Annotated in this window: 27 protein-coding genes and 1 tRNA gene; 17 read left to right on the top strand and 11 right to left on the bottom strand. The window is 64.5% G+C overall.

The features are described 5' to 3' along the window. Nucleotides 1–200: 200 nt before the first annotated feature. Nucleotides 201–395, bottom strand: coding sequence for a hypothetical protein (locus AB4Z42_RS07655; protein ID WP_442008523.1), 195 nt, complete (start codon nucleotides 393–395; stop codon nucleotides 201–203). Between the two features lie 122 nt (nucleotides 396–517). Between AB4Z42_RS07655 and AB4Z42_RS07650 the strand changes: the two genes are divergently transcribed. The 3 genes from AB4Z42_RS07650 to AB4Z42_RS07640 all read left to right on the top strand — a co-directional run bounded on the left by AB4Z42_RS07650 (nucleotide 518) and on the right by AB4Z42_RS07640 (nucleotide 2,373). Continuing rightward, the gene (locus tag AB4Z42_RS07650; RefSeq protein WP_442008876.1) at nucleotides 518–892 is read left to right on the top strand and encodes a hypothetical protein; all 375 of its coding nucleotides are present in this window, start codon (nucleotides 518–520) and stop codon (nucleotides 890–892) included. A 32-nt stretch (nucleotides 893–924) separates the two neighbouring features. Further along, nucleotides 925–1,620: a proteasome protein gene (locus tag AB4Z42_RS07645; RefSeq protein WP_442008522.1), complete on the top strand. Its 696-nt coding sequence runs from the start codon at nucleotides 925–927 to the stop codon at nucleotides 1,618–1,620. 129 nt (nucleotides 1,621–1,749) lie between these two features. Next, nucleotides 1,750–2,373 (top strand): GNAT family N-acetyltransferase, encoded by a 624-nt coding sequence (locus AB4Z42_RS07640; protein ID WP_442008521.1) that lies wholly within the window; start codon nucleotides 1,750–1,752, stop codon nucleotides 2,371–2,373. Nucleotides 2,374–2,483: 110 nt separating this feature from the next. Here AB4Z42_RS07640 and mbtN read toward each other — a convergent pair whose 3' ends face one another. Genes mbtN through AB4Z42_RS07625 form a run of 3 tightly spaced genes read right to left on the bottom strand, consistent with a single transcriptional unit; the run spans nucleotide 2,484 to nucleotide 5,502 of the window. Then, complete coding sequence (gene mbtN / locus AB4Z42_RS07635; protein ID WP_442008520.1) at nucleotides 2,484–3,659, bottom strand: mycobactin biosynthesis acyl-ACP dehydrogenase MbtN; 1,176 nt, start codon at nucleotides 3,657–3,659, stop codon at nucleotides 2,484–2,486. Further along, nucleotides 3,656–5,227 (bottom strand): long-chain-fatty acid--ACP ligase MbtM, encoded by a 1,572-nt coding sequence (gene mbtM, locus AB4Z42_RS07630; protein WP_442008875.1) that lies wholly within the window; start codon nucleotides 5,225–5,227, stop codon nucleotides 3,656–3,658. The genes mbtN and mbtM overlap by 4 nt, the downstream gene beginning before the upstream one ends. Nucleotides 5,228–5,232: 5 nt before the next feature. Continuing rightward, entirely contained in the window at nucleotides 5,233–5,502 is a 270-nt protein-coding gene (locus AB4Z42_RS07625; RefSeq protein ID WP_442008519.1) for an acyl carrier protein, read from the bottom strand. A 122-nt stretch (nucleotides 5,503–5,624) separates the two neighbouring features. Here AB4Z42_RS07625 and crcB (AB4Z42_RS07620) point away from each other — a divergent pair, with 122 nt between their 5' ends. From crcB (AB4Z42_RS07620) to AB4Z42_RS07595, 6 genes are all read left to right on the top strand, one after another. Further along, a complete protein-coding gene (crcB, locus tag AB4Z42_RS07620; protein ID WP_442008874.1) occupies nucleotides 5,625–6,125 on the top strand; it encodes a fluoride efflux transporter CrcB in 501 nt (166 codons plus the stop codon). After that, nucleotides 6,122–6,490: a fluoride efflux transporter CrcB gene (gene crcB / locus AB4Z42_RS07615; protein ID WP_442008518.1), complete on the top strand. Its 369-nt coding sequence runs from the start codon at nucleotides 6,122–6,124 to the stop codon at nucleotides 6,488–6,490. The genes crcB (AB4Z42_RS07620) and crcB (AB4Z42_RS07615) overlap by 4 nt, the downstream gene beginning before the upstream one ends. Next, nucleotides 6,490–7,062 (top strand): histidine phosphatase family protein, encoded by a 573-nt coding sequence (locus AB4Z42_RS07610; protein WP_442008517.1) that lies wholly within the window; start codon nucleotides 6,490–6,492, stop codon nucleotides 7,060–7,062. Before crcB (AB4Z42_RS07615) ends, AB4Z42_RS07610 begins: the two co-directional genes overlap by 1 nt. An 83-nt stretch (nucleotides 7,063–7,145) precedes the next feature. Further along, nucleotides 7,146–8,777, top strand: coding sequence for a phosphoglucomutase (alpha-D-glucose-1,6-bisphosphate-dependent) (gene pgm / locus AB4Z42_RS07605; protein ID WP_442008516.1), 1,632 nt, complete (start codon nucleotides 7,146–7,148; stop codon nucleotides 8,775–8,777). Next, nucleotides 8,774–10,048 (top strand): MFS transporter, encoded by a 1,275-nt coding sequence (locus AB4Z42_RS07600; protein WP_442008515.1) that lies wholly within the window; start codon nucleotides 8,774–8,776, stop codon nucleotides 10,046–10,048. Before pgm ends, AB4Z42_RS07600 begins: the two co-directional genes overlap by 4 nt. A 56-nt stretch (nucleotides 10,049–10,104) precedes the next feature. Then, nucleotides 10,105–10,177, top strand: a tRNA-Ala gene (locus AB4Z42_RS07595). Nucleotides 10,178–10,236: 59 nt separating this feature from the next. On the opposite strand, the gene AB4Z42_RS07590 is transcribed toward AB4Z42_RS07595, so the two are convergent. Next, on the bottom strand, nucleotides 10,237–12,300 hold the full coding sequence (locus AB4Z42_RS07590) for a serine/threonine-protein kinase (protein WP_442008514.1): 2,064 nt from the start codon (nucleotides 12,298–12,300) through the stop codon (nucleotides 10,237–10,239). Between the two features lie 293 nt (nucleotides 12,301–12,593). Between AB4Z42_RS07590 and AB4Z42_RS07585 the strand changes: the two genes are divergently transcribed. The 5 genes from AB4Z42_RS07585 (at nucleotide 12,594) to AB4Z42_RS07565 (ending at nucleotide 15,700) form a co-directional block, all read left to right on the top strand. Continuing rightward, nucleotides 12,594–12,851 carry a DUF3297 family protein gene (locus AB4Z42_RS07585; protein WP_442008513.1) on the top strand — a complete coding sequence of 86 codons (258 nt, stop codon included), beginning with the start codon at nucleotides 12,594–12,596 and terminating at the stop codon, nucleotides 12,849–12,851. Between the two features lie 9 nt (nucleotides 12,852–12,860). Next, nucleotides 12,861–13,013: a hypothetical protein gene (locus tag AB4Z42_RS07580; RefSeq protein WP_442008512.1), complete on the top strand. Its 153-nt coding sequence runs from the start codon at nucleotides 12,861–12,863 to the stop codon at nucleotides 13,011–13,013. 132 nt (nucleotides 13,014–13,145) lie between these two features. Continuing rightward, the gene (locus tag AB4Z42_RS07575) at nucleotides 13,146–13,805 is read left to right on the top strand and encodes a TetR/AcrR family transcriptional regulator (protein ID WP_442008511.1); all 660 of its coding nucleotides are present in this window, start codon (nucleotides 13,146–13,148) and stop codon (nucleotides 13,803–13,805) included. 602 nt (nucleotides 13,806–14,407) lie between these two features. After that, the gene (locus AB4Z42_RS07570) at nucleotides 14,408–14,620 is read left to right on the top strand and encodes an excalibur calcium-binding domain-containing protein (protein WP_442008510.1); all 213 of its coding nucleotides are present in this window, start codon (nucleotides 14,408–14,410) and stop codon (nucleotides 14,618–14,620) included. A gap of 357 nt (nucleotides 14,621–14,977) precedes the next feature. Then, nucleotides 14,978–15,700: a hypothetical protein gene (locus AB4Z42_RS07565; protein WP_442008509.1), complete on the top strand. Its 723-nt coding sequence runs from the start codon at nucleotides 14,978–14,980 to the stop codon at nucleotides 15,698–15,700. Nucleotides 15,701–15,880: 180 nt separating this feature from the next. Here AB4Z42_RS07565 and AB4Z42_RS07560 read toward each other — a convergent pair whose 3' ends face one another. Further along, nucleotides 15,881–16,300, bottom strand: coding sequence for a hypothetical protein (locus tag AB4Z42_RS07560; RefSeq protein WP_442008508.1), 420 nt, complete (start codon nucleotides 16,298–16,300; stop codon nucleotides 15,881–15,883). 878 nt (nucleotides 16,301–17,178) lie between these two features. On the opposite strand from AB4Z42_RS07560, the gene AB4Z42_RS07555 reads away from it, so the two are divergent. From AB4Z42_RS07555 to AB4Z42_RS07545, 3 genes are read left to right on the top strand one after another with little or no spacing between them, the layout of a single operon-like run. Continuing rightward, nucleotides 17,179–17,781: a hypothetical protein gene (locus tag AB4Z42_RS07555; RefSeq protein ID WP_442008507.1), complete on the top strand. Its 603-nt coding sequence runs from the start codon at nucleotides 17,179–17,181 to the stop codon at nucleotides 17,779–17,781. Continuing rightward, a complete protein-coding gene (locus AB4Z42_RS07550; RefSeq protein ID WP_442008506.1) occupies nucleotides 17,778–19,151 on the top strand; it encodes a hypothetical protein in 1,374 nt (457 codons plus the stop codon). The genes AB4Z42_RS07555 and AB4Z42_RS07550 overlap by 4 nt, the downstream gene beginning before the upstream one ends. A gap of 10 nt (nucleotides 19,152–19,161) precedes the next feature. Continuing rightward, nucleotides 19,162–19,644, top strand: coding sequence for a GNAT family N-acetyltransferase (locus AB4Z42_RS07545; protein ID WP_442008505.1), 483 nt, complete (start codon nucleotides 19,162–19,164; stop codon nucleotides 19,642–19,644). Nucleotides 19,645–19,758: 114 nt separating this feature from the next. On the opposite strand, the gene AB4Z42_RS07540 is transcribed toward AB4Z42_RS07545, so the two are convergent. The 5 genes from AB4Z42_RS07540 to AB4Z42_RS07520 all read right to left on the bottom strand — a co-directional run bounded on the left by AB4Z42_RS07540 (nucleotide 19,759) and on the right by AB4Z42_RS07520 (nucleotide 24,721). Then, nucleotides 19,759–20,721 carry a YihY/virulence factor BrkB family protein gene (locus tag AB4Z42_RS07540; RefSeq protein WP_442008504.1) on the bottom strand — a complete coding sequence of 321 codons (963 nt, stop codon included), beginning with the start codon at nucleotides 20,719–20,721 and terminating at the stop codon, nucleotides 19,759–19,761. A gap of 105 nt (nucleotides 20,722–20,826) precedes the next feature. Further along, a complete protein-coding gene (locus AB4Z42_RS07535; protein WP_442008503.1) occupies nucleotides 20,827–22,065 on the bottom strand; it encodes a mechanosensitive ion channel family protein in 1,239 nt (412 codons plus the stop codon). A gap of 153 nt (nucleotides 22,066–22,218) precedes the next feature. After that, nucleotides 22,219–23,214 (bottom strand): glycoside hydrolase family 6 protein, encoded by a 996-nt coding sequence (locus AB4Z42_RS07530; RefSeq protein ID WP_442008873.1) that lies wholly within the window; start codon nucleotides 23,212–23,214, stop codon nucleotides 22,219–22,221. Between the two features lie 54 nt (nucleotides 23,215–23,268). Continuing rightward, nucleotides 23,269–23,754 (bottom strand): ribonuclease HI, encoded by a 486-nt coding sequence (gene rnhA / locus AB4Z42_RS07525; RefSeq protein ID WP_442008502.1) that lies wholly within the window; start codon nucleotides 23,752–23,754, stop codon nucleotides 23,269–23,271. Nucleotides 23,755–23,806: 52 nt separating this feature from the next. Further along, complete coding sequence (locus tag AB4Z42_RS07520) at nucleotides 23,807–24,721, bottom strand: SPFH domain-containing protein (RefSeq protein WP_442008501.1); 915 nt, start codon at nucleotides 24,719–24,721, stop codon at nucleotides 23,807–23,809. Between the last annotated feature and the right edge of the window lie 11 nt (nucleotides 24,722–24,732).

Raw genomic sequence — 24,732 nt, 5'->3', positions numbered from 1 at the left:
GGTCATCGCAACTACGTCGTGCCGGTCTGGGCGCCACCCGCACCGCCGCCGCCGTACTGGGCACCATGGCTTCCAGTGGAATGGAACAGTGAGGTGAACGCGTGGGGCGTTCAGTGGAACGGAGGGTTCAGAGCAGCCCCGTTCTGATCGACCGCTCACGGTCGCCCCGTCCTCCTGGGCGGGGCGATCTGTCGTTTGTCCTACTCCCGGCTGTTTCGCCGGTCGCCGATGAAGTCCCGCAGTTTGACGTCGTCGGACGTGAACCGGTCCATCTCTTCGCCGCCGTCACAACGCAACAGAGCGACGGTCAGGATGCCGCCGCGACGTGAGATCACTTCCCACACGGCGCCGGAGTCCTGCCACCGCTTGAGTTCCGCGACCCGATCGACGTCCATCGCTCCACGATGGCACCGCGCCGCCGGACGTCCAACCCGATCGCGGCACCTGCTGTCATAAGCTCTCGCCCGTGAGCGCAGCATCCGCCGTCGCAACCGCAGCCGTGTTCGTCTGGCTGGGGATGGTGCTGGCGATCTCGTTCCTCGAGGCCCCATTGAAGTTCCGTGCGCCAGGTGTGACGCTGCCGATCGGACTGGGAATCGGCCGCCTCGTGTTTCGTGCCCTCAATGTCTGCGAAACGGTGCTCGCGGCGGCGACGGTGGTGTGCTTCGTCGTCCGGCCGCCCACCACCGCGGCCGGGATCGCCGCGGGTGTCGCCGTGGTCGTCCTGCTGACCCAGGTGCTCGCGGTGCGGCCTGCGCTGACGCGACGATCCGAAGCCACGCTCGCCGGGGCTGAGGTTCCTCGCTCGCGAGCGCACTGGGTCTACGTCGGTCTGGAGTCCGTCAAGGTCGTCGCGCTGCTTGTCGCCGGAGTGCTGCTGATCGCGGCGTGAGACGACCGCCCGATGTGGGTAACACCTGAGTTGTGACGGTCGTCCTCGCCCTGCGTTGTGCCGACGGATTGGTGATGGCATCGGATTCGCAGATCACCGATCCCGTCCGCGGCGTGAGCTATCCGGCCCAGAAGCTTCACCCGCTGGGCAAGCACGCCGCCTGGGGTGGCAGCGGCTCCCGGGCGGTGCTGTTCGACCTCGAGCAGATCTTCAACGCCGAGGCGGACGGGATCGTCGAAGCGCCGGACGTCGGACATGCGCTGCAGCAACGAGTCGTGCCGGTGCTCGAGCAGCACTACAGCAGCTTCATCGCCGAGGTCCCCGGCGGCAAGCCCGGCGCGACACCCTCGACGTACGTTCTGGCCGCCGGCTATAGCGACGGTAAACCGTTCATCGTCGACATCGATCCGCACGGCTTGATCGGGCACCACGAGGAAACAGGCTTACAGGCGGTGGGCAGTGGATCACCGATGGCCCAGCAGGCCTACGCCCTGCTCGCGCACTTCCAGATGACTAAGCGCAGCGTCGACCACGGCGTCGTGGCTGCCCTGAGAGTCCTCGACGCGCTGGACACATCGTCGCCGAGCGTCGGCGGACCCATGGACATCTGCCGTATCACGCCGGACGCCGCCCACCACCTCGACGAAGATGAGGTCGCTCGCGTCCGTGAGCACGTGGCCCGATGGATTGACTTGGAGCAGAAGGCAATCGACGAATTATTCGATTGATCGTGACGGGTGTGCCTACAGCGTGGGACCATCGCCCGATGCGACTGGGACTGCACGCAGTCGGCATCGGGGCGGGCACTTCGAGGTAGGTAAACCTACCCTCAGTTGCTCAGGTAGGCTCGGCGGGCGATGACCGACATTGACGAGGCTCCATCACCCGTCTTGCCGCGCGAGCTGACTTCGATATCCGACGAGGTACGCGCGGTGGCCGCGCCGCCGACGCCGGTGCTGGGCGAGCCCTACAGCGTGCGGCTCGCCGACGCGGCAGGCGATGCGGAGATGGTGTCGGAGTGGATGAACCGCCCGCACCTCGTCGAGGCATGGGAATACGACTGGTCGCCGCAGAGGTGGCGGCGCCACCTGCAGGCCCAACTGGACGGCGAGTACTCACGCCCGTTCATCGGCAGCTTCCGCGGCCAGCCGTTCGTCTACGTTGAGCTCTATCGGGCGGCAAAAGACTCCATCGCCCCGCGCTATGACGCCGATCCGTACGACATCGGTGTGCACGCGGCGATCGCGGATATGCGGTTCGTCAACCGGGGGATCGCGCCGATCATGTTGCCCCGCTTGGTCGCCAACATCTTCGAGCTCGAACCTCGTTGCCGTCGAATCATGTTCGACCCGGACCACCGCAATTCCGGGGCGCGGGCGGTCTGCGAGTACGCCGGGGGTGTGTTCCTCGGCGAGCATGACATGTCCAATCGGCGAATGGCGCTTTACGCGCTGCACCGTTCGCCTGCTGATGAGATCTGACATCAACTCGTCTTCGCGAGCAGACACAAAAACACCCGACACGGCGACGAAACATGGAACTCTGAGTTCCCCAGCTTCGCGTGGGCCCAGCTCGGTAGCTGACTGAAGAACTAGGGGAGCTGGTTGAACTCGGCGTAACCGTCGTGGTCCGGCTTCATCCCCGCGGCGACCAACTCCCACAGCACTTCATCGGTTCCGCCACCCACACGCGCCAGCTTCATGTCCCGCCACCACCTGCCGAGCGGCGTCTCGTCCACCAGGTAACCCGAGCCGCCGAAGATGTGCATGCATTCGTTGACCACCTCTTCGCCGAGGCGGGCCGCGTTGACCTTCATGGCCGCGGCGGTGCGCAGGTCCAGCTTGCCGGTCGCGGCGATGCCGTCCAGCGCGTACCGCAACATGTCGACGCGCGCCTGCAGGTCGGCGATGCGCAGCCGCAGCGCCTGATGCTCAAACAGGGTATGGCCGAACTGTCGACGAGTCATCATGCGCGCCAGTGTGATTCCTATGATGCGCTGCGCGTTCGTCGACACCAGGCCTGCCACCGACACCCGCTCCTGCGCCAGTCCCCAGGAGATCGCTGCCAGGCCGATGCCCGCGCGGGCGACCAGAGCGTCTGCAGGCACCCAGGTGCCGATGTGCACAGCGGCGGTGTCGAGCGGTCCGGCGCCGAGCTTGCGATACGGCGTCTGGATTTCACACTGCGCCAACGGGACGGCGATGACGACCACGCTTCCGTGCTTGCTGTTCGGATCGTGGTCGACGTTGCGGGCCACCGTCATCACGTGGTCGGCGATGGGGGACAGCGAGACGAACTTCTTGACGCCCTTGACCTCGAAGCCGTCACGTACGGAGCGGACCTCGGTGCCGACGATTTGCAGGTCGGATCCACCGGACTGCTCGGAGGCGCCGATGCACAACACGGTTTCGCCGCGGATGGCCTGCTCGGCGATATTGCGAAGGTAATCCGACTTGCCGAAACGGCGCAGGATCGCGATCGCCGCGTCGTGCAGCCCCACCCCGACGCCGATGCCCGCCGATCCCAACACGCCGAGCTTTCGGGCCAGTGCGATGACCTTCGTGACGTCGGACTGCTGCTGACCCGGCGGCCATTTGGCAGCGAAAACACCTGACTCGCCCAGGTATTCGATGAGCTCACGGGGGAAGCGCTCGGTCTCTTCGGCCTCCGCCGTCCATTTCGTGACTCGGTCGTCGAAGACACGGTCGAGCAGCTCGCTGAAATCCTCCGCCGAAGGTCCCGCTGAAACATCGGCGGCTAATGTCATCGGCTGGCCCCCTCCAGGTTGCGCTTGACCTCCAACCGGCGCAGCTTGCCCGACGACGTCCGCGGCAGCGCACCGGGTTTCATGAACACGACGTCGGCGGGCACCACACCGCATTCCGATGCAACGCGCGCGACCACAGCGCTGCGTGCCGCGCTTTCGTCGTCACCCTTGAACTCGGCGGCGATGACGAGTCTGGGCCGCGCGGTCGCCTCACCCGTGCCGACCGCCACCACGCACCCGTCGCGAACACCGTCGATTTGGCCGGCGATGCGCTCGATCTCGGTGGGGAACACGTTGCGTCCCGCCACGGTGATGAGTTCCTTCGCACGGCCGCAGATGACCAATCCGTCGTCGGTGAGGTACCCGAGATCGCCGGTGGGCAGCCATGCCTGGCGATCGATCGGCGCCTCGCCGACGTACCCGTCCATCAGTGATGTGCCACGGACCTCGACCTCGCCGACGTCCCGCCCGATGACCTCGGTCGAGTGCGGCTGATCGGTGTTCACACGGATCTCCATACCGGGGATCGGGTGGCCGAGCGCCGCGAAGCGTCGAGTGGACTCGCCAGCATCGGTGGTGACGGTGACCTCGTCGAGCCGGAGGCCGGAGAAGGGCTCGGGAATGGATACCGCACAAGTAGATTCGGCAAGCCCGTAGGACGGGGCCAGCGAGTTCGGGTTGAAGCCGAAGCGGGCCATCTCGCTGGAAAAGCGCGCATAACCCTCACAGTCGACGGGCTCACCACCGTTGAGCGTGAAGCCAAGGTTGCTCAGGTTGATGTCGGACAGGCCGCTGGCGTACTTGCCGATGATGTTGAACGCCATGTTCGGTGCGGCGGTCATCGTGGCCTTGCTTTCGTCGAGCCACGTGAGCCAGCCGAATGGATTGCCTGCGAACGCTTTGGTGGGTGCGTGCCATAGTTCTGTCTGCGCCAGCATGGACGTGAGCAGGAAGGTCAGCCCCATATCGTGGTAGATCGGCAGCCAGCTGTGCATACGGCTGTTTACGTCGATGTTGACTCGATACATCAGTCCGCGGAAGTTGGCCAGCGCGGCCGCTGGCGAAATCTGCGCTGTACGTGGCGTTCCCGTTGATCCGGCCGTGCCCTGCAGGATTGCGACATCGGCGGTCCGTGGTCCCTCGAACGTGCTCGAACGCTGGATGTGGGCGACCTCGGCGAGATCGTGGGCGACGATTCCTTCGTCCTGTCCACGTAGCAGTTCCAACTCCTCGCCGTGGCTGAAGACCGTTGTCACTCCGATACCGCGGAACCGGTCCAGGGTGGTCTTGGCCCATTGCGCAGGATCGGCGCGGCGGATGGGGCCGGGCAGGATGGACGCTGCCGCACCCGAGAAGAAGATGCCCGGGATAGCCGCGATGAATTCCACCGTCGGGTCGCCGACGAGGCCGACGGCTGTCGACCCGTCGTCGACGATGCGGTCGGCGACGTTCTCAGACCGGGCGTGCACTTCCGGCCAAGGATGATGAATCCACTTGTCGCGGTCGGTATCGAGCACCGCCAACTTGGTCGGCGCCCCCCGCATCGCGGCCGAAAGCGCCGCGGCCAACTCGTTCACGAGTTCGCCTGGGCGGCAGGCACCTTAGCGATAATCGCCGCTTCGAGGTCGCCGACGGTGTCACAGCTGAGCAGGTCCTCCTCGGACAGCGCCACCCCGATCTTGTCCTCGATGGCCACCATTCCGACGGCGAATGCCACGGAGTCGAGTCCGACGTCATCGATCAATCTGGAGTCCGGGGTGACTCGGCTGATATCGACGTTCATGTCTTCGCGCAGGATCTCGGTGAGAGCAGCGCTCACCGCTGCGGGAGTAGACGGCTTCACGGCGTCGGACGGTACACGGGAATATCAGATGAGGCTAGGCTTACCTTTGGTCGTTTGCCACGATATGCGGTGCGCGAGCGGTTAGAGTCGACCGCATCGACGATGACGATGACGATGACGTGATCGGCGCTGTGCCGCCGGCGGTGTCCAACGATCCGCACGCCGAGTTGCTCACCGATCCCGACGCTCCGGCGAGACCCTTACGTCCACTGCACCTACGGCCATCGGCAATGGCGTGGATCTTCGCGGGCGGCATCGCTGGTACAGCGCTGCGGTATTACGTCGAGAAAGCCCTGCCGCACGACGGCGCCTCGTGGCCGTGGGCGACCTTCTTGATCAACCTCAGCGGTGCCTTCGTCTTGGGCGGCTTGTTGGAGAGCCTCGCGCGGCTGGGTGACGACTCGGGATGGCGCCGGCGCGCCCGCCTCTGTGCCGGCACGGGATTCTGTGGGGCCTTCACCACCTATAGCGCCTTCGCGCTGGAGATCGTGCTGCTGGGCCGGAACGGTCACCTCGGCACCGCGATCAGTTACGGCCTGCTCAGCGTCGTGGGCGGCGTACTCACCGCGTGGCTTGGCATCGTGGTCTTCTCACACGTTCACCGCGCGAGGACTCGCGCATGATTCCGATCCTCACCTTCCTCGCGGGAGCCTCCGGCGCCGTGACGCGGTTCCTGCTCGACGCATGGACGAAACAGCGGTGGCGGTCGCCGTTTCCGTTGGCCACCGTCGTCATCAACGTCACGGGATCGCTCCTTATCGGCGTTCTCGCCGGAGCCGTGCTCTTCCACGGCCAATCCAGCGCCTGGCAGACCGTACTGGGAACCGGATTCTGCGGCGGATACACGACGTTCAGCACCGCGAGTTTCGAAACCGTGCGACTGGTCCAGCAGGGCCGGCGCGCGTCCGCGTTGCTCAATGCCGTTGTGTCCTTGGTGTTGTCGGTGGCTGCCTGCGCGGGCGGATTCGCTCTGGTGTGGGCGCTCTGATGGAGCATGTTTACCTCGTCCGTCATGGAGAGACATCACTCAACGCCGACGGAAGGCTCCGCGGTCTCGCCGATCCCGAGCTGAACGAACGCGGTGAAAGCCAAGCCCTCGCAGTCGCGGCTGCACTGGCGGCGGTCGATGCCGCCGTCGTGGTGTCGAGTCCGCTTCGGCGCGCAGTCCGCACCGCAGCCGCCATCGCCGATCACGCGGGAATCACCCACCAGGTCGATGATCGTTTCAACGATCGCGACTACGGGCGGTGGACAGGCGAGCTGAAGTCAGAGGTCATCGCCGAGTGGGGCAGTGTCGACGCGGCGCCGGGAGTCGAGCCGACGGAGACCGTGCTGACCCGGTGTCAGCCTGCTCTCGACGAGTGGGGCGCTTGGGCCGAATCCCAGCACAAAGCGGTTGTCGTGGTGACCCACGACGCGGTGATCCGGCCACTCCTGGCGCGCATCGCTCCCAGTCTGCCCGCCGTGTCCGTACCCACGGCGTCCTACCAAGTGCTGCGGTACGACGCCGGCATCTGGTCCGTCGAACTGACCGATCAGCAGGCGCCGCTGCCCGCCTAGTTGGTGCGACGAACTGTTGCCGTCGACCTGAATTCCTGGCACCGCGCCGATGCGCGGCGCGGAACCGGAGCAGAATCGACACCATGGCCAATCCCCGCGCCGGTCAACCGGCACAACCCGAAGACCTCATCGATGTGGCGCAGCTGGTGACGGCGTACTACACCGTCGAACCCGACCCGGACAACGTCGATCAGCAGGTGGCGTTCGGCACGTCCGGCCACCGAGGGTCCAGCCTCGACGCGGCGTTCAACGAGGCGCACATCGTCGCGACGACGCAGGCCATCTGCGAGTACCGGCACGCGCAGGGCACGTCGGGACCGCTGTTCATCGGCCGTGACACGCATGCGCTCTCGGAGCCCGCGTGGGCGTCGGCGCTGGAGGTGCTGGCCGCCAACGATGTGGTCGCGATGATCGACTCCGCCGATCGCTACACCCCGACACCCGCCGTCAGCCATGCGATCCTGACGTTCAACGACGGCCGCGACGGCGATCTGGCCGACGGGATCGTGGTCACGCCCTCGCACAACCCGCCGCGCGACGGTGGCTTCAAGTACAACCCGCCCAACGGTGGACCCGCCGACACCGACGCCACCGGGGTGATCGCCAAGCGGGCGAACGAGATTCTGCGCGACGGCCTCAAAGCCGTGAAGCGGGTACCGCTGGCCAGCGCGCTGAAGACGGTGGAGCGTCATGACTACCTTGACGCGTACATCGCGGACCTGCCCAACGTCGTCGACCTGCACGCGATCAGTGCCGAGGGGATCCGCATCGGCGCCGACCCACTGGGCGGCGCGAGCGTCGACTACTGGGGTGCGATCGCCGAGCGGCACAGCCTGAAACTCACCGTGGTCAATCCGCTCGTCGACTCGACGTGGCGGTTCATGACGCTGGACACCGACGGCAAGATCCGGATGGACTGCAGTTCTCCCAACGCGATGGCGTCGCTGATCGCCAACCGCGAGAGCTTTCAGATCGCCACCGGCAATGACGCCGACTCCGACAGGCACGGCATCGTGACGCCCGACGGCGGACTGCTCAACCCCAACCACTTTCTGGCGGTCGCGATCGACTACCTCTACTCCAACCGGCCCGACTGGCCTGCGTCTACGGCGGTCGGCAAGACGGCGGTCAGTTCGTCGATCATCGACCGGGTCGTCGCCGGATTGGGCCGCAAACTGGTCGAGGTGCCGGTGGGTTTCAAATGGTTCGTCGACGGATTACTCAGCGGCACCATCGGTTTCGGTGGCGAGGAAAGCGCCGGGGCGTCGTTCCTGCGGCGCGACGGTTCGGTGTGGACCACCGACAAGGACGGCATCATCATGGCCTTGCTGGCGTCGGAGATCCTTGCAAAGACGGGGTCGACACCATCGCAGCGATATGACGAACTCGCCGAAAAGTACGGTGCGCCAACGTATGCCCGTATCGACGCACCCGCCAACCGTGAGCAGAAGGCTCGGCTGGCCAAGCTGTCGGCCGACGAGGTAACGGCGACCGAGCTGGCCGGTGAGCCGATCACCGCGAAGCTGACCACGGCGCCGGGCAACGGAGCTCCGCTCGGCGGTCTGAAGGTGACGACGGAGAACGCGTGGTTCGCGGCACGTCCGTCGGGCACCGAGGACGTGTACAAGATCTACGCCGAATCGTTCCGCGGGCCGGAGCATCTTGCCGAGGTGCAGGAAGCGGCCAAGGACGTGGTGAATAAAGTCATCGCGTGAGTTCTACCGCGGAGGGCGACTGTTCGTCGGCAGTCGCCGACAAGCCGAAGCTCCCGCGCGAGGTCTGGCTGCTGGTCGCCGCCAACGTCGTGGTGGCGCTCGGCTACGGGGTCGTCTCGCCCGTGTTGCCGCAGTATGCCCGCCACTTCGGGGTCAGCATCAGCGCAGCGACCTTTGTGATCACGGCCTTCGCGGTGATGCGGCTGGCGTCTGCGACGCCGGCGGGCTGGCTGGTGCAGCGTCTGGGGGAGCGCCGGGTCTACATCAACGGGCTGTTGATCGTCGCGGTGTCCACCGCCGTGTGCGCATTCGCCCAGACGTACTGGCAGCTGCTGCTGTTCCGGTCTCTCGGAGGACTCGGGTCGGCCATGTTCTCGGTGTCGTCGCTCGCGCTGATGATCCGGATTTCGCCGCCAGACGCACGCGGTCGCGTCGCGGGCCTGTTCTCGTCGGGATTTCTCATCGGATCCGTCGGCGGCCCGGTGCTCGGCAGCCTCACGGCGGGGCTGGGTCTCTCGGCGCCGTTTGCGATCTACGGTTTCGCGCTGCTTGTCGCGGCCGCGGTGGTGTTCTTCAGCCTGCGGGGCAGCCCGTTGGCGGCGGCCGAGGACGCGGCCGCTGAGCCCGCCGTTTCACTGCGAGAGGTGCTGCGTAACAGCGCCTACCGCGCGGCGTTGTTGTCCAATTTCGCGACCGGCTGGGCGGCGTTCGGACTGCGGATCGCGCTCGTGCCGCTCTTCGTGGTCGACGGGCTTGGCCGCAGCACCGGCATCGCCGGCCTGGCGCTTGCGACGTTCGCGATCGGCAACGTCTCGGTGGTCATCCCCAGCGGATATCTGTCCGACCGGATCGGGCGACGCAAGTTACTCATCGTCGGGCTGATGGCGGCAGCGGTGTCGACGAGTCTGCTCGGGGTGACGTCATCGTTGGTGATCTTCCTGGTGACCGCGTATGTGTCGGGCGCAGCGACGGGCATCTTCGTGTCCCCGCAGCAGGCCGCCGTGGCCGACATCGTCGGAAACCGGGCGCGCGGCGGTACTCCGGTCGCTGTCTTTCAGATGATGGTCGACGTCGGATCGATCGGGGGGTCGCTGATCGTCGGCATGATCGCGCAGCACGCCTCCTTCGGCTGGGCCTTCGCCGTCAGCGGTGCGGTCCTCTTTGTGGCGGCGATCGGTTGGGTGTTCGCGCCCGAGACGCGGGGCGTGCCGCCCGCAGGTCATACACCGGCGCGCCCCCTTGGGCCCGAAGCCGGCGGTGAAGTGCCCTGACCTGCGATTTTGAAGGCATACCGCAGGTGGTGTAACTTCGATGAGCACAACTTCACGGGGCTATGGCGCAGTTGGTAGCGCACCACACTGGCAGTGTGGGGGTCAGGGGTTCGAATCCCCTTAGCTCCACTTGAGATTGAACGACCCCAAGATAGACCGTGCGTGTTCTTGTTCGGGGGATGTCGGCGTCACCTTCGGGTCGGTCTCGTGATCCGAAGGTAAGACCGCAGATGGGAGTCTGCGAACCTGTCCCGGTAGCGTCTCGGATTGCGAATTGAATGTGGAAGCTCGTAACGCGCTCGGCTGCGAATCACCCGCTCAAGCGCGCGAATGTCGGATTCGATCTGCCGCGACAACCAATACGCGAGCACGAACGCGGCGATGCCCCCAATACACAGCACTCTCATCGGGACGACGACTGCAGCGATCTCGGGGGCGGTCAGGAAGCTGACGGCCACAATGCCGAGCAACGGCACTGAGGCCGCGACCGCCAAATAAGGCGGCAGTCGGCGGCTGAGCCGTTGTAGCTGTTCGGCCTCCTGCACATTCGTCTGTCCGTGTGCGACCAGTTCCGGATAGACGCTGCGCACGATGTAAAAGGTGAGCAAAAAGAACGGATACGCGATCGCGATGGCGCCACACACCGTGATTGACCCAAAGAAATGGATCGCATACCTAGCGGAGATTCCACCCGCGAAAAATTGCATAAGGACCGGAAATGTAAGCCCGCTCACCAACGACAAACCGGCCACGACTATCACCACTCGATCACCCATGACGAGACAGTCATGGCGCGCTCGAGCCAAGGTTTCTGCGGGCGGTGCTGGTCCCAGCCGCAGGCGCCGCGGGACCAGGATGACGTAGCGACACAAATAGACCACCGCCGCTGCGCCTAGCGGAATGAAAATCAGGTTGATCAGCGTGGTGACCAGAACAAACCGATGCTGAGCCTGCTGGGAAAGATGACTGACGATAAGCAGGTGATTGTGCTGGATGTTGTACGCGCCGGCGAGCATCACGGGAATCAGGATGGCCAGCGCAGTAACCGGCAGAATGAACGGACGCAGCCGCAATCGCCAACTGCGCGCGGGCGGATCCAGCAAGTCGCGAGCGTGCGGGTCTAGGCACAGCTGTAGTTGCTCGGCGAATTCAGCGCCAGAGCGCCAGCGTTGATCGCGATCGCCACACAATGCCTTCAGCAGAACTCGACGCAGAGCGGTAGGACAGTCACTGGGGAGCGCGTCGAGCGCAGCAGACGAGATTCCTTTTTCGCGGGTAGTCATCATCAGATCGAGCGCGGTGGTGTCGCCGACTAATTCGGCCGAGGCCGCCCGAGCGGCTTGCGCCGCTGAATCGTCAAATGGCTTCAGGCCGGTCAGGAGTTCCCACAACACGACCGCGAGCGAGTAGATGTCGCTGCGGGTATCGAGGTCTGCTGCCTCTAGCACGTGTCCCGGTCGGCAAGCCGTGAGCTGCTCGGGAGACATGTAGGACAGTGAGCCGCCGAAATAGTCGAACGGGCTTGCGCCCGATACGTTGCGGGAGAAGCTGACGTTAAAGTCCGCGAGTTTGGGGGTGCCATCGCGTGCGAGCAGTACGTTCGCGAGCTTGATGTCGCGGTGCAGGACGCCCCTCGAGTTCGCATAGTGCAACGCTCCGGCCAGTCGTTTCCCCAGCCACGCGACAGTCTCGGGCCAGGAAAGGGTCGCCAGCTCGGCGCGAGTGATTGATTCGGTTGGCCGGCTCTCGCCGCGTGACTCCAGTGCGATGTCCACCGCGTCAAGCAACGCCTGACCGGAGTCGGGTCGCCGCTCACCCGCGTAAATCACTCGACCGAGGTCGAGCAGCGTCCCGCCGGGCAAATACTGCATATACAGCAGCCGCCAGTCTCGATCGCGGAGAACATGCTGGTCGAAGACTCGGACGATGTGATCGTGATCCAGCTGAGCGAGGGTCTGTGGTTCGTGGCCGCGGTTCGCCGATATCTTGACCGCCACCAGTCGCTGCATCGAAAGTTGCCGGGCTAGAAAGACTCGCGCGAATGCGCCGCTGCCGAGTTCGATGAGCAGATCGAAGTCGTCGAGCCGCTGGCCGACCTCTATCTCTCCTATCTGCGTGACGTCCGCGGATTCGCTGATATCGGCAAACGCTGAGCTGAATGTTCCAGTGCGGAGTCCCGTTGCTTCGCCGGTTTCGGTCCTCGCGTGCGTTTCAGTGAACGCTGCCGGGTAGTTGGCAGTCGGATCTGTCATGGCAACCTCGTTTTAGGTCGCCTAAATCGTAACGGCTGCGGTACTTGAAGCCTGGAAGGTTCTGGTGTTGAGGACGTGCGCCTCGGGCGTGTGGCGCGCTGAGGCGCTCCGACTGGGCGGCGCCGGGGCCGATCCGCACCCGTCCATGGTGATCGGCGACGGCCTTGTCGGAATGCTGGTCAATGGCGCCGCCAGCGCCGGCGACCGGCACGACGAGCCGCCGGGCGGTACTAGAGAGTCGCGTAGGTTCTTAGAGAATCAGAACCTCACGCCGCACTCGAACGAAAGCCATCATGTCCGAGGATCAGAACACAGACGCCCCACCGAATCACCTCTCCATCGATCCGCGCAGCGCCTTCTATAGCGAAGAGGTGCTCAGTCGCGACGTGGGTATTCGCTTCAATGGCGTCGAGAAAACAAATGTTCACGAATACAACGTGGCCGAGGGTTGGGTGCGTGTTGAAGTCCCCACCGCCAAGGATCGCCGCGGAAATCCGATGGTGGTCAAGCTCAGCGGCACGGTTGAACCTTACTTTCGCCTAGAAAAGTAGCGGGCGCCCTTGGGTCTGGCGCGGCTGTCCGTCGGACTGCTGGTCGGCGAGGACGTCTGGGAATACGACGAGTCGGTCCGCGACATCATTGCGCTCGACCCGGCCGACGTGCTGACCGCCGAGCATTCGGGCAAGTTGCTCGACCGGTGTGTCAGGCAGTGAACGGGTTGTGTGCCGGCAGTGGCTTGATGAGCGGGGCGGGGCCTAGTGCGATAAACCTGTGCTCGCATTTTCGACTCCCTGCTGTTCCTGTAGTCTCTGATGTAAGTAGGTAATTACTTACATAGGAGTGTGATGGCTGAGTCGTCACGGGATCGGATCCTTGCCGAGGCGCTGCGCTTGTTCGGTGAGCAGGGGTATGCGGGCACTTCGATCGCCCAGATCGAGAAGGCGTCGGGCCTGTCACCGGGCTCGGGCGCGCTCTACCGTCACTTCAAGTCCAAAGACGAACTTCTCGTCCAGGCCCTGCAAGCCCGAGTTCTGGACCGCGGTCAGTGGGCACAGTTCCTCTCACCCGATTTCTCAGTGCTCGCGATGCTGGATCTCGTCGCACCCAACACCGACATCGTCGACCGGCTGATGGTGTTGTGCAGGATCGGCTTGCAACGTCTCGATCACGACCGCGACGTGACTCGAATCCTGTTGCGTGACAATACGGCACCGCAGGATGCGCTGGAGGTGGCGCGGCGAGACGAGCACTTGGTAGTGCTGTCGGTTCTGTCGCGAGGGTTAGCCGAGCTCGCCGGCCCGAACCAGGGCGATGAAGACTGGGACGCTCTGGCAGTCGTCCTGCAAGCCGCCCTCGCGCACTACTGGTTGGTGAGCGACGTCTTCGGCGGCGAACACCCGTCCAGTATCGATCCTGATCGATACTTGCGCGCGATCGCAGAGATGGTCGCTGCACGCCTAAAAGTGGCTGCCCCCGTGAGCAATTCGACTGCAGGCAGCGCTTGAGTCAATCTGCACAGAATGATTGGTGAGGGTTACGCGGAAAAGTTGAGCCGCACAGTGTGATCCGAAGAGGTTCGCTGACGTCCTAAGCGCCTTCACGCTGATCAGTCAGTCCTGCGTCACTCACTGGCTTCCGTGCGTTCGGTTCTCTGTGCGGGTTCGATGCCCCGGGGTGCTTCAGCAGGCGCCGTCAGTTTGGGCCCGCCAGCCACGTCCAGTGCTCGTTTGTCTGCGCACCCCTCATCGAGAATTTCCTGCGTGTGGGGGTTGACGCGCTGTTGCTCCTATGTTGTGATACAACTGTAAGTAAGTGGTTACTTACGTCGACAAAGGAGAGTGCAATGTTCAAATCAATGCGAAATCGCACGGCCGCATCCACCTGGTTGCGGGTCAGCCTGACCACAGCCGCCCTGGCTGCGACCGCTGTGCTGTCGTCCGGGTGCGTACCAGTCATGGCTGCAGGAGTGATCGTCTTCCCGGGGTGAGCGCCCTGCCCCCGCGCGAGGCGCGGGCATTCAGTACTGAATCCGCGTCGTACGCGATCTCTCGGGCTCGCCGGAGCGCGTGGATTACCTCTACACCCATCACCAATTCAGGAGAGCAAAATGATTCATACCGTTGCGAGAGGCCTGCTCCTGGTCACCCTCGTGGTCGCCGGCACATCATCGATTGCCAACGCATCTATCGCCAACGCGCAGCAGCCATACCGAAACTGCGCGGAAGCAAGGGCCAACGGCGACAACAACATTCCGTACGACTCGCCGTATTACGGACCGCACTTGGACCGTGACAACGACGGCATCGGCTGCGAATCATGATTGGGATGGCGCCGCAATGAAAACGACTGAACAAACCCGGAATATGTTGAGACGATTGCTGATTACCGGGGCCGCTGCGACCTCGATCATCGTTGGAAACGGCATGGCTATGGGTGCCGCTTCGGCCGACCCTGCCGTGTGTGGAGTGCCGGGGATGCCGCCGTGTGCGCCGTCCCTGAGTCCCGAGCAGCAGTGCGCTTTGATCGCGTGGCGTACTTGGACGCCTTGCAACTGGGTAGGTGTGCAGGTTCCGATCGGTACACCGGGCAGCGTCGGCTGATGATGCCGTGCAGAACAACCCCACCGGCGAAAGATCTGCACTGCCTATCGGAACCGCTGGAAGAAAGCCGACCCGACATGGTCAGCGGTCCCGACGAGGTCGACCCCGACGCCGAGACCCAGTACGGGTACAGCAGGTACGACGACTACCAGGACTACCCCTTCAGTCCCGAGAGTGCCCCCACGGCCATCGTGACGACCCGCTCGGATTCCTCGTCGGTGATCGCCATGGCCATCCTGGCGGCGGCGGTAATGATCTGCGCGGCGATTGTCGTGGTGGTGGTGATGACAAACACTCCCAACACCGACCCGCCGATACCCGCCCCGACGACCATCATCAGAACGACGGTCACCGCCGCACCGGAGCGCTCGTCGCCGACATCCACGCCGACCGCCGCGCCACCGGACACGCAGGACACTGCCGTCCCCCCGCCGACGGTGCCGGTGCCGGTGCCGGTGCTGGTGCCCTCCAGCCTGCAACTACTGCGAACCCAGGCCACCCTCGACACCCGCACCGGCCTCAACGCAGGCACGCTGTGGGTGCCGCAGTTGAGTTCCAAGCGACCGGGCACCGTCGATGACGGGATCGTCTGGGACTACGACGACATCTGGCAGGAGCACCTGCGGCTCCGGCAGCAGTACGGTGCGATCGTGCTGTGGTCAGCGGACTGGGATTTCGGTGCCGACGACCTCTGGGTGACGGTGGCGACCACGGGCTTCCCCACCGCTGACGGGGCACGGCGGTGGTGCCTCAACCACGGTCGTGACACCTGGCACTGCTTACCGGCTCAGCTGCGTTGATTGACGTTGGTTACCGTCGCGGCATTCGCCTTCGGCAACCCTGACGGGGTGGAGGTGTTAGGAGCTGAGGGGTAGCGGGTTCTGCAGCCATTAACCAATACCCGATATTCATCTGCGATCAACAACGGAAAGCTCTTCAGCGGATGGGATTTCGTTATTGGCGGAGGCACTGACTCCGCGTTAGTTGTCGGCGGGGGCTTCCTTCGGAAAGCCCAGACTCCAGCCGCGGTAGGTATAGCTGTTGTCCCCCACACTAGGAGTGGGCAGTATTTGGATGTTGCTCCCGTCGCCGTATCCCGGTGACAGCCCCTGAACGCCACCGGATACGTAGGTTCCATCCCCGCGGGCGATGTCGATATGGGCGCCGACGAACCCTCTGCTGAAGACCAGTGCCCCACGCGGGGGGTTCATGTCCTTGTGGATCTTCCCTTGTTCGAGGAGTGTCTGATACATGGTCTCGGCAGCGCCGTCCCAACCGTATTCAGCCTGCGCCACCCCGAATGCGTGGGCCACCAAAGCTTCACATCCGTAGATACCGAATTGGTCTGTCCCGACGAGGCTTTCGGCCTTGGCGATGGCAGCGTCGGCTCCTCGGATCATAGACCGTGGCTCAGCTGGTGCAATCGGCGCGAATAGGAGCGTCGCGGCGAGGCAAGTGGCTACAAGAAACAGGCACTTTCGGACGCTCAACTCAGGTAACTCCGATACTCGGCCTGCATGGTGGCTATTGATTCCATGGACGATAACCGATGGTGCGGAGCCAAGCACATCAGGCGTTCTCAGGTGTTCGTCAAGTAGCCGTCGTCCTGGCGAGGGGTTGGTTGTCGCTGACGGTGAACAAATGCCCCTTGCTACGCCGACTAAACGCGATCAGATAGGTCGATCACTCTCATGGGGACCAACCGATGAGTTGTGGCTATTGCGAGTACTTACTCGGATTCTGCGTTGATAGGCCGCTTAATGGGGGGCCTTCGTCCACGGTGAGACCGCGAAGGCGGGGTTGTTGTCCTTGTATGACCCTAGTGAGCCGATATCGGCCATGCTCGTTTTGCTGGTGTCGTCGTGGTTTCCGCAACCTTCATCCGACGCCGAGCCGTGAGAGAAGGGTTGATGTGCCGATCCTGCCGGTATGTTGCCCCAGCAACTCACATCAGGCGTCGCAGCTGAAGCCACGCCCGCAAAGCCGATCAAGCCCGCCGCCAACGCCCCTGTGACCAGTAGGTTTCTTGCACACGAAATAGTCCTGAACATGTGAAATTTCCTCCCAGTGGAAGTTACTGAGGCAATGTCTACCAGGGCGTCCGACGGCATCACAACCAACTCCAGCTAACTCACAGAGCACCTGGTGAAGATAGACAGCCTTGTCGGTGGCCAATTCGAAAATAAAGGTACCGAGGGATCCGCCCGGCCCCGTCGAGCATCGATCACTACTCAAATTTCCGTCATGACAGGGGACCTTCAAGTGCGAGACTGACTAGGTGGACCACCTACCGCCAGCAGGCATTCTGGGAGATCTACCGGCGCGGGATTTCGTGGTCTCGCCTGGCTTCGCCGGCCTCTTGGCGCTGCTGGCAGCGGTCATCGCAGCGGCTGCTGTTCTCTACACCTCGCGACGGGCCCGTATACGGTCTGAGCAGCAGCGTGATCAGGAGGAACGCCGTCAAGGACAGGCTCGTGACGACGCGCAGAACGCTCTGGCGTGGGAGCGGTGGCAGTGGGTGGTCGACACCGCCGGGATAGAGCCTGCCGTGAGCGAGGGCGCCACCCTGGGTCTTGGGCCCGCAGTCACCCTCGAACTGTTGAATGGGCTGCTTCGTGATGCCGAGCGACTCGGCGATGAGACGCTCGCCAAGGCTGTCGCGGTGTATCAGGAGCAGCTCCTGTTTGTGCTGGCACAGCAGGCCGGCCCGGTTTCCGATATCGCGGGGGCCACGGCCCGCCCGCCCGACGGGACGCGCGACGTCAAGCCGGCATCGGCGCACCGGAAACCAATCACGCCGACGCCCGACGCTGAAACACCTTCCGCGGAAGCTCTTTCCGCCACGGTGACGGAGAGCAGCGGAGGGCGGCGTCGCCGATGACCACTACTCGCCAACACATCGAGGACCTCGACGTCGACCGCTGGGCGACGTTGACACGCCGGGCGGCGGCGGACTCGGTCGCGGCCGCCCTGCGGTTGGGGCTACAACCTCGGGCTGAGTCGGTCGCGTTGGCGGGGATGAGCGAGCGCGAACTCGCCCAACACCGCGAACGCAATGGGCCACCCGTACCGCGCCGGTCGCTGGCGATGCAGCTCGTCGAGGCCGACCATCTGCGCCGGGTGGCCGAGGAACAGGTGCGCGTAGCCGATCAGGGTCGGCAAGACGCCGAGGCGGCGGCCTCGCTCGCTCGGGCTGAAGCTGAGGAGTCGGCACGCGTTGCCACCGCGGCGGGCGAGCGGGTTCGCGTGGTGGAGGCCGAGGCCGCGCGCAAAGACGCCGAACGGGCGGCAGAGCGGGTGGCCGATCAAAAGGCGCTGCAGCAGGCCCACGCCGAGATCGAGCGGGTTCGCGCTGGCGCGGCAGCGGAGATCGCGGTTGCCGAGGAGAGGGTTCGCGCGGCGGAGGCGCGTGCCGTCGAGCGAAGCAATGAACGGACAACCGAGCGGGCGGCCGGGGAGCAGACCGTGCAGCAACTGCAAGCCGAGATCGAACGCGTCCGCGCGGGTGCGGCGGCCGAAGTGGCGGCAGCCGAGGAGAAGGTTCGCGCGGCGGAGGCGCGCGCCGTCGAACGGAGCACTGAACGCACGTCAGAGCGAGCTACGGGCGAGGAAGCCGTGCAGCGGGTGCGCCGCGAGTTGGAGAAGTTGCGCTCGGACACGGCCGCTGAGGTGGCGGCGGCGCGTGGGCAAGCAAGTGGTGACGTGGCCGCCGCGAGGGAAGCCGCCGAGGCCGAGGTTGCCGCCGCGCGTGAAGGCGCAGAGGTCGAGGTCGCTCGCTGGGCGGCCCATGCCCGAGACATGGAGCGATGGGCGCGAGGCGAAGTGTCGACCCAACTGTTGACGATTCCCATTCCGCCGCCGGAGGTACGCGCCCAAATCTGGTCTGTCGAAAGCACAATCGACATGCTCTATCAGATTGATCATGTGCTGGAGGTAGTACTGGCTGAGGACGTGGAGTCGCCGTTCGTGGCCGATCTCGACTTCACGCGAAATCTGATCGCGAAGGTGCAGGAGCAGGCCAAGGTTCTCACTCATGAACTGGCCACGCTGTCCGCGCGGTACTCCGATCCATCTCAGGTGGAGGCCGCCGCCGGTTACGCCCAAGCCGCGCGTGACGCCTATCGTGCGCTTCTTCAGCGCATCGACGCTGCCGTCGAGCGGACGGGAAAGCGCTTCCACAGCCCGGATGCTGAGATCCTCGCGGCGATCACGGCCATGCTCAAAGACCTTCGAGCGCAAGGTCTTTACTAGGTGTGCACGCGTGAACCGTCGATCGCGCGAATTGGCTGACGTTCAGATTCGCCGGGCGGATTTTTCCGACGTAGGGACCATCGAGCGCATCGTGCGCGCAGCCTTCGAGATGTACGTCGCTCGGATTGGCAGACAACCGGCACCCATGGGTTCCGATTACCGCACTGCCGTCGCGTCGTCGCGAGTATGGGTGATTGAAGCTGACGGCAAGGTCGCCGGAGTGGTGGTCAACGAGGTCCACGACGACCATCTCTTGCTCGACACCATCGCAGTCGCCCCGGGAGCGCAGGGGTGCGGTTATGGCGCGCTGTTGCTCGCGCGTGCCGAGGACGACGCTCGCGAACTCGGGTTGTCGGAGGTCAGACTCCTCACCAATCAGGCGATGACCGAAAACCAATCGTTCTACCCGCGTCATGGGTACATCGAGACGGCCCGCGGCCAACAGGACGGTTACGACCGCGTCTTCTACGCCAAAAAGATTGCAGGGCAATAACTCAGGTGGTCCGGCCCAGAGTCGCGTCAGCACGCCGCGCCTCCTATGAACTGACCTCGATCACGGTCGTTGTACCCGGACATCGGGTGCCGTTAAACGGTCGGGGAGGAGAACCTATGGGTCTCGCGCGTCGTCGAAGCGCACACTCACACGTTGAAAGCCTTTGACCCGTTCGGCTTTGGCTCTGCGGGTGTAGGTCTCGCGGTCCGCTGGCGTGAGATCGACGTTGTCGGTGAACGGGGTGAGAAGTGCGCGCGGGTGGAGACGGTCCACCCGCACGACATTGATCTCCGCGCAGACCACCATGCTCACCGAAATCAGATACAGAAAGGCCAACAACCCAAGCACCAACGCGAAAACACTGTTGGTGACGCTGGCCGTCGTGACGATATGGGCGACGTAGCCTGCGCCGAACCACTGCAGAAGCTGCCAAATCACCGCTGCGCAAAGGGCACCCGGCAGCACATTTCGGTAGGTGACGTGGCGAGCGGTGGTTACCCGGAACACCACCAGACAGATGGCCGCGTTGATCGCGATGGCGGCAACCGCAAGGCCCCCTTTGCCCACCAAGCCGAGCGTCTCGGTGGCTCGGCCCGCCGCCGACAGCGCGGTCGCTGCGATGGCCGCCGATCCCAGGATGAAGAGCAGCAGCAAGCTGCGAACGCGGGAGCGGATCGGGTCGGGCCGGTTGTTGCGGGGCACGGCCCACACGGAGTCCATCGCATTCTGAACGGCTTGTCCGACGCCCAGCCCGCCGTAGAGCGCGCCCGCGATGCCCACCACGATGGCCACCGGACCCCCGCTGAGCTCGTCGGGTCGCTGCAGCTGGCTCCCGATGGCTGGAAGTTGGCCCATCGTTGACTCCACCACCTGCTGCTGCAGCTCGGGGTTACCGGCCAGCACCACACCGAGAACTGTGGTCATCAACAGCAGCAGCGGAAAGAGCGAAACGAATGCGTAGTAAGTGATCAGAGCGGCCAGGTAGCCGCCCTGATCATCGACATATTTATAGACGACGGCGATGACGAACCCCACGCTGCGATTCCGCTGCTGCAAGCGGTCGAGCCAGCCCACCATCTTTCGGCTCCCTGAGGGTGCGGACATTCTTTGATGCGCTGGTCAATACCCCTTCGTGGAATCCGCCAACCGTCTCGGCACCTCATCGTTGTGGGGGGCGAATGCCTAATCGCCGTCGTAGCGGACCCGCGCATGCCCGCGCTCTGCTCGCCCTGCGCCGTCACTCTCAGAGTCGTCGAATGCGCGACCTCGTCGTTCAGCCTCCGGAGTGCCGCTGAACAGGCTCGAATCGGCCTGCGGCTGCATGCTGTCGCCGAAGTGACGGTGGATCTCACGGTCCAGATCACTCTGGTGTTCGACGCGTGCGCGGGGCAGTGCGCCGGGATGGGTGCGTTGTAACCACGCCACCATCCCTTCGCGGACATTGCAGCGCAGGTCGAACAGATCGGGGGCGTTGGAGGCGCTGACCAGCATCCGCACCTGCACAAAGGTGTCGGCGTCGGTGACCTGCAGAACACCAACGCGCTCATCCCACAGCGGATCGGCACTCAGAAGCCTGTTGAGCTCGGCACGCATCTCATCGAACGGTGCGGTGAAATCGACCTTCATCTCGGCGGTGCCGAGCAGTTCGGTGGCATTCCGGGTCCAGTTCTGGAACGGCGTCGTCGTGAAGTAGGTGCACGGAAGCACCAATCGACGCTCATCCCAGACATGCACGACGACGTAGGTGAGGGTGATCTCCTCGATCCGGCCCCACTCGTCTTCCAGCACCACCACGTCACCGACACGGATCGCGTCGGAGAAGGCGATCTGGATACCGGCGAACGCCGCACCCAACGAGGTTTGTGCCGCCAAGCCGGCGACGACGGACAACACACCTGCCGAAGCGAACAGCGTCTTGCCGATGTCGCTGAACGACGGGAACGTCATCAGCACGGCCGCGGCGCCCAGCAGCACGATGACCGCAATCACTATGCGGCGCAGGGTCATTACCTGCGTGCGAATTTTGCGTCGGTGCCTGTCGGCATCGGTCAAACCGACGTCGCCGCCGCCGAACCGGGTGATGATTTGGCGTTCAGCGACGAGCACCAGAGTTGCCACACCCCAAGTGACTGTGGCCATGAGTGCAATCAGCAGCGCGTGGTCGAGCCAGCCACGCCAACTCGCCGCGTCGCTGGACGTGCGTTTCAGCGCGACCGTGGCGCCGATCACCATCAAGGTGGCCCTCAGCGGCATGCGGGTCAGCTCGGCGGTGTCGGACATCAGCCGACTGCGTCTGCCGACGCGTTGCACCGTCCACGACACGGCAACGCCGAGGAGATATGCGACGGCGACCGCGGCGGCAACCCACGCCGCGGTGACCGCAAGTTGGGTAGCGGATTCGAGCTCGATCGTGTCAGGCATACGGATGTCTGCTCCGGGATCGGGGTCGGATGGATCGCCGACGTTGGCGACCCGAAGAGCCTTCCCGTCCTTGCGCGGCAACCAAACCCGGTTATCGGCAGATCGCGGTTTTGAGAGTCAGTTCACATGCACACCGCGAAGGTGACGCCGGACCTAGCCGCCCCCGTTACGCGCCAGGTCGACGACGAACGAGTTCACGAAGGTGCCGGCGGGCGGATCGCCTTTGTCGCACCCGCCGTCGGATTCACCGGGACGTTTGATCCACAGGTAGGCGTCGGCGTGCGGGCCGGCAGTCGCCGTGGTCGGAGGAACACCCAGTGCCCGGCCGTCGGGGTTGCACCAGTGCAGAGGCGAGTCGGGTGCGGCTCCGTTGCCGTTGCGGGACGTGTCGATCACGTAGTCCTTGCCGTTGGTGAGGCCCGAAATCGCTTCGCCGTAACCGATTTCCTCCTCGGTGGTGAAGAAGTTCGCGACGTTGAGGCTGAAGCCCCGCGCATGCTCGACACCCGCCTGGCTGAGTCTGGACGCCATGTCTTCGGGGCTGTGCCAACGCAGGTGACCCGCGTCGACGTAGACGGCCGCTGCGGGATTGCGGGTCAGGGTGTCGACGGCGTAGCGGATCAGGTCGTAGCGTTCCTGGCGCTGATCGTCTGACAGGCAGTCGGCCATGGCGAGCGCATCGGGTTCGAGGACGATCGCCGCCCGCGAACCGCCGATCTGGGAAGCGATCCCGTCGATCCATCCGCGGTAGTCGGCGCCCGACCCCATGCCGCCGGCGGCATAGCTGCCGCAGTCGCGGTGGGGGATTCCATAGATCGACAGCACCGGGATGGCACCGGCGGCCGCAGCGTCGGCCGTGTATTTCCCGACCGTGGATGCCGACGATCCCGGGACGATCCAGTACGCCTGCGGTGTGTTGGCGACCGAAGCCAACTCCGGGCTCGGCGGATTGGCGGCCTGCGCGGCGCGCATGGCCGCGGAAGTGGGATTGACGTAGAACGGCGCGCCAACCAGCGGGTTCGCGTCGCTTGCCAGGCGCACTGTTGGGGCCTGGGAGACCTGCGCCGGGTTGGCGAGAAGACCGATGCCGGCGACGGCCGCAACCGCCAGGACGAACAATCGCGCGACTGCGTTGGCAGCTGAGGACATCACGCGTGGAAAATTAGCGCTTCAGCGCAGCGAGCGCCAATCACCGACGACGGATTACGGCGCGACAGGTACTTCGTCAGGCGAGATGGTCAGCGCCTCCTGCATACCCCGCGTGGCCAGTTCGTCGGCCAGTTCGTTGTCGGCGACACCCGCGTGCCCCTTCACCCAGAACCATTCGACCTGGTGCCGTATGCACGCCATCTGGAGCCGCTGCCATAGGTCGACGTTCTTGACCGGCTGTTTCGCGGCGGTCATCCAGCCGTTGCGCTCCCAGCCGAGGACCCACTTGGTGATGCCGTTCCTGACGTAGGTGCTGTCGGTATAGAGGTGCACCACCACCGGACGGGTAAGCGCCTCCAGCGCCATGATCGGCGCCGTCAGCTCCATCCGGTTATTGCTCGTCACGCCGGGCTCGCCGCCGCACATCTCGCGGACGTGCTGGCGGTGCCGCAGCACCGCACCCCAGCCGCCGGGCCCGGGGTTGGGTCGGCACCCACCGTCGGTGTGGATGACGACGATGTCCGTGTTGGACTCGACCATGCGCCGAGGATAGGCACCTCAGCGAGCGATTGGCTCCTCGACGCGCGAGGTGTCAGCCTGCTTGTGGGACAACGTAGGTCGGCTGGTAGGGGTTGAGCCCCTGCTGGATCGCCTCGGCGCGCAGGTAGTCCTCGACCGACGGATAGCCCTTGACCTCGGCGGCGCGTTTCAACGCCTCCTGCTCGGCCACCTTGGTCTCGGCCACTGCGGCGGCAAGGTCCGCTTCTGCTTTGGCTTTCTTGGCGTTGGCCTCGGCGACGCCTTGTGCCTGCGTCGCCTGTGCGTTCTGAATCGCGGCCTGCTCGCGTTCGATTGCAGCCTTGAGCTCCGGGTTGACCGGCGTCGGCTTGAGCACCGTCACCTGGAAGTTGGTGAAGAAGTCCACACCGTTGGTACGGGCCTTACTGGCGTTGGGCAGCGATGTGAGGAGTGCATTGCGGAATTCGGCGCGCGCCTGTTCATCGTTCCAAATCTGCTGCCACGTGTATTTCTGCGCCACCCCATTGAGGGTGTCCTGCAACGGCTGCCCGATCACGTAGTTCAGCAGCTCGACCCACCCGGCGCTGACCGTGCCGTCGTCGTTCAACCAGCCGTTGTATTTGGTCCCGAAGTCGCGATGAAACTGCTTGAGCTTCTCGCAGTCCGACGTCAGGTCGAACGTCACCACCACCGGGACGTTCATATCGGCGGGCGCCTTGGCGTTGGACACCACGACATACGGTCCGCGCTCGGAACCCGGGTCACCCGTCGCATCCCAGGAGATCTGGCGGGCCGGATAGCGGTACACCTGGTTGGTGATCTCGTTCTGCGAATTCTCCGGTTCGATGCACCCCTTGACCACCGGGTCGGTGGGGATCATCCAGTAACCGTCGACGACGACTGCCTGCTCGCCGGCCCCCACGCTGGCGTACGAGCAGCCGGACAGCAGGGCCATGGAAATCCCAAGGGCCACAGCAGTTTTCTTCATGGTATGTGCCT

The sequence above is a fragment of the Mycobacterium sp. 2YAF39 genome (assembly GCF_052114565.1).
GTDB lineage: Bacteria > Actinomycetota > Actinomycetes > Mycobacteriales > Mycobacteriaceae > Mycobacterium.
This window is presented reverse-complemented; position numbering and strand designations above follow the sequence as displayed.

What these genes read in the sequence shown, in the direction of transcription:
- AB4Z42_RS07655 (WP_442008523.1), bottom strand. Translation starts at nt 395, where the DNA reads ATGGACGTCGATCGGGTCGCGGAACTCAAGCGGTGGCAGGACTCCGGC.
- AB4Z42_RS07650 (WP_442008876.1), top strand. Translation starts at nt 518, where the DNA reads ATGGTGCTGGCGATCTCGTTCCTCGAGGCCCCATTGAAGTTCCGTGCG.
- AB4Z42_RS07640 (WP_442008521.1), top strand. Translation starts at nt 1,750, where the DNA reads ATGACCGACATTGACGAGGCTCCATCACCCGTCTTGCCGCGCGAGCTG.
- mbtN (WP_442008520.1), bottom strand. Translation starts at nt 3,659, where the DNA reads ATGACATTAGCCGCCGATGTTTCAGCGGGACCTTCGGCGGAGGATTTC.
- crcB (WP_442008518.1), top strand. Translation starts at nt 6,122, where the DNA reads ATGATTCCGATCCTCACCTTCCTCGCGGGAGCCTCCGGCGCCGTGACG.
- AB4Z42_RS07610 (WP_442008517.1), top strand. Translation starts at nt 6,490, where the DNA reads ATGGAGCATGTTTACCTCGTCCGTCATGGAGAGACATCACTCAACGCC.
- pgm (WP_442008516.1), top strand. Translation starts at nt 7,146, where the DNA reads ATGGCCAATCCCCGCGCCGGTCAACCGGCACAACCCGAAGACCTCATC.
- AB4Z42_RS07590 (WP_442008514.1), bottom strand. Translation starts at nt 12,300, where the DNA reads ATGACAGATCCGACTGCCAACTACCCGGCAGCGTTCACTGAAACGCAC.
- AB4Z42_RS07585 (WP_442008513.1), top strand. Translation starts at nt 12,594, where the DNA reads ATGTCCGAGGATCAGAACACAGACGCCCCACCGAATCACCTCTCCATC.
- AB4Z42_RS07575 (WP_442008511.1), top strand. Translation starts at nt 13,146, where the DNA reads ATGGCTGAGTCGTCACGGGATCGGATCCTTGCCGAGGCGCTGCGCTTG.
- AB4Z42_RS07570 (WP_442008510.1), top strand. Translation starts at nt 14,408, where the DNA reads ATGATTCATACCGTTGCGAGAGGCCTGCTCCTGGTCACCCTCGTGGTC.
- AB4Z42_RS07565 (WP_442008509.1), top strand. Translation starts at nt 14,978, where the DNA reads ATGGTCAGCGGTCCCGACGAGGTCGACCCCGACGCCGAGACCCAGTAC.
- AB4Z42_RS07560 (WP_442008508.1), bottom strand. Translation starts at nt 16,300, where the DNA reads ATGATCCGAGGAGCCGACGCTGCCATCGCCAAGGCCGAAAGCCTCGTC.
- AB4Z42_RS07550 (WP_442008506.1), top strand. Translation starts at nt 17,778, where the DNA reads ATGACCACTACTCGCCAACACATCGAGGACCTCGACGTCGACCGCTGG.
- AB4Z42_RS07540 (WP_442008504.1), bottom strand. Translation starts at nt 20,721, where the DNA reads ATGGTGGGCTGGCTCGACCGCTTGCAGCAGCGGAATCGCAGCGTGGGG.
- AB4Z42_RS07535 (WP_442008503.1), bottom strand. Translation starts at nt 22,065, where the DNA reads ATGCCTGACACGATCGAGCTCGAATCCGCTACCCAACTTGCGGTCACC.
- AB4Z42_RS07530 (WP_442008873.1), bottom strand. Translation starts at nt 23,214, where the DNA reads ATGTCCTCAGCTGCCAACGCAGTCGCGCGATTGTTCGTCCTGGCGGTT.
- rnhA (WP_442008502.1), bottom strand. Translation starts at nt 23,754, where the DNA reads ATGGTCGAGTCCAACACGGACATCGTCGTCATCCACACCGACGGTGGG.
- AB4Z42_RS07520 (WP_442008501.1), bottom strand. Translation starts at nt 24,721, where the DNA reads ATGAAGAAAACTGCTGTGGCCCTTGGGATTTCCATGGCCCTGCTGTCC.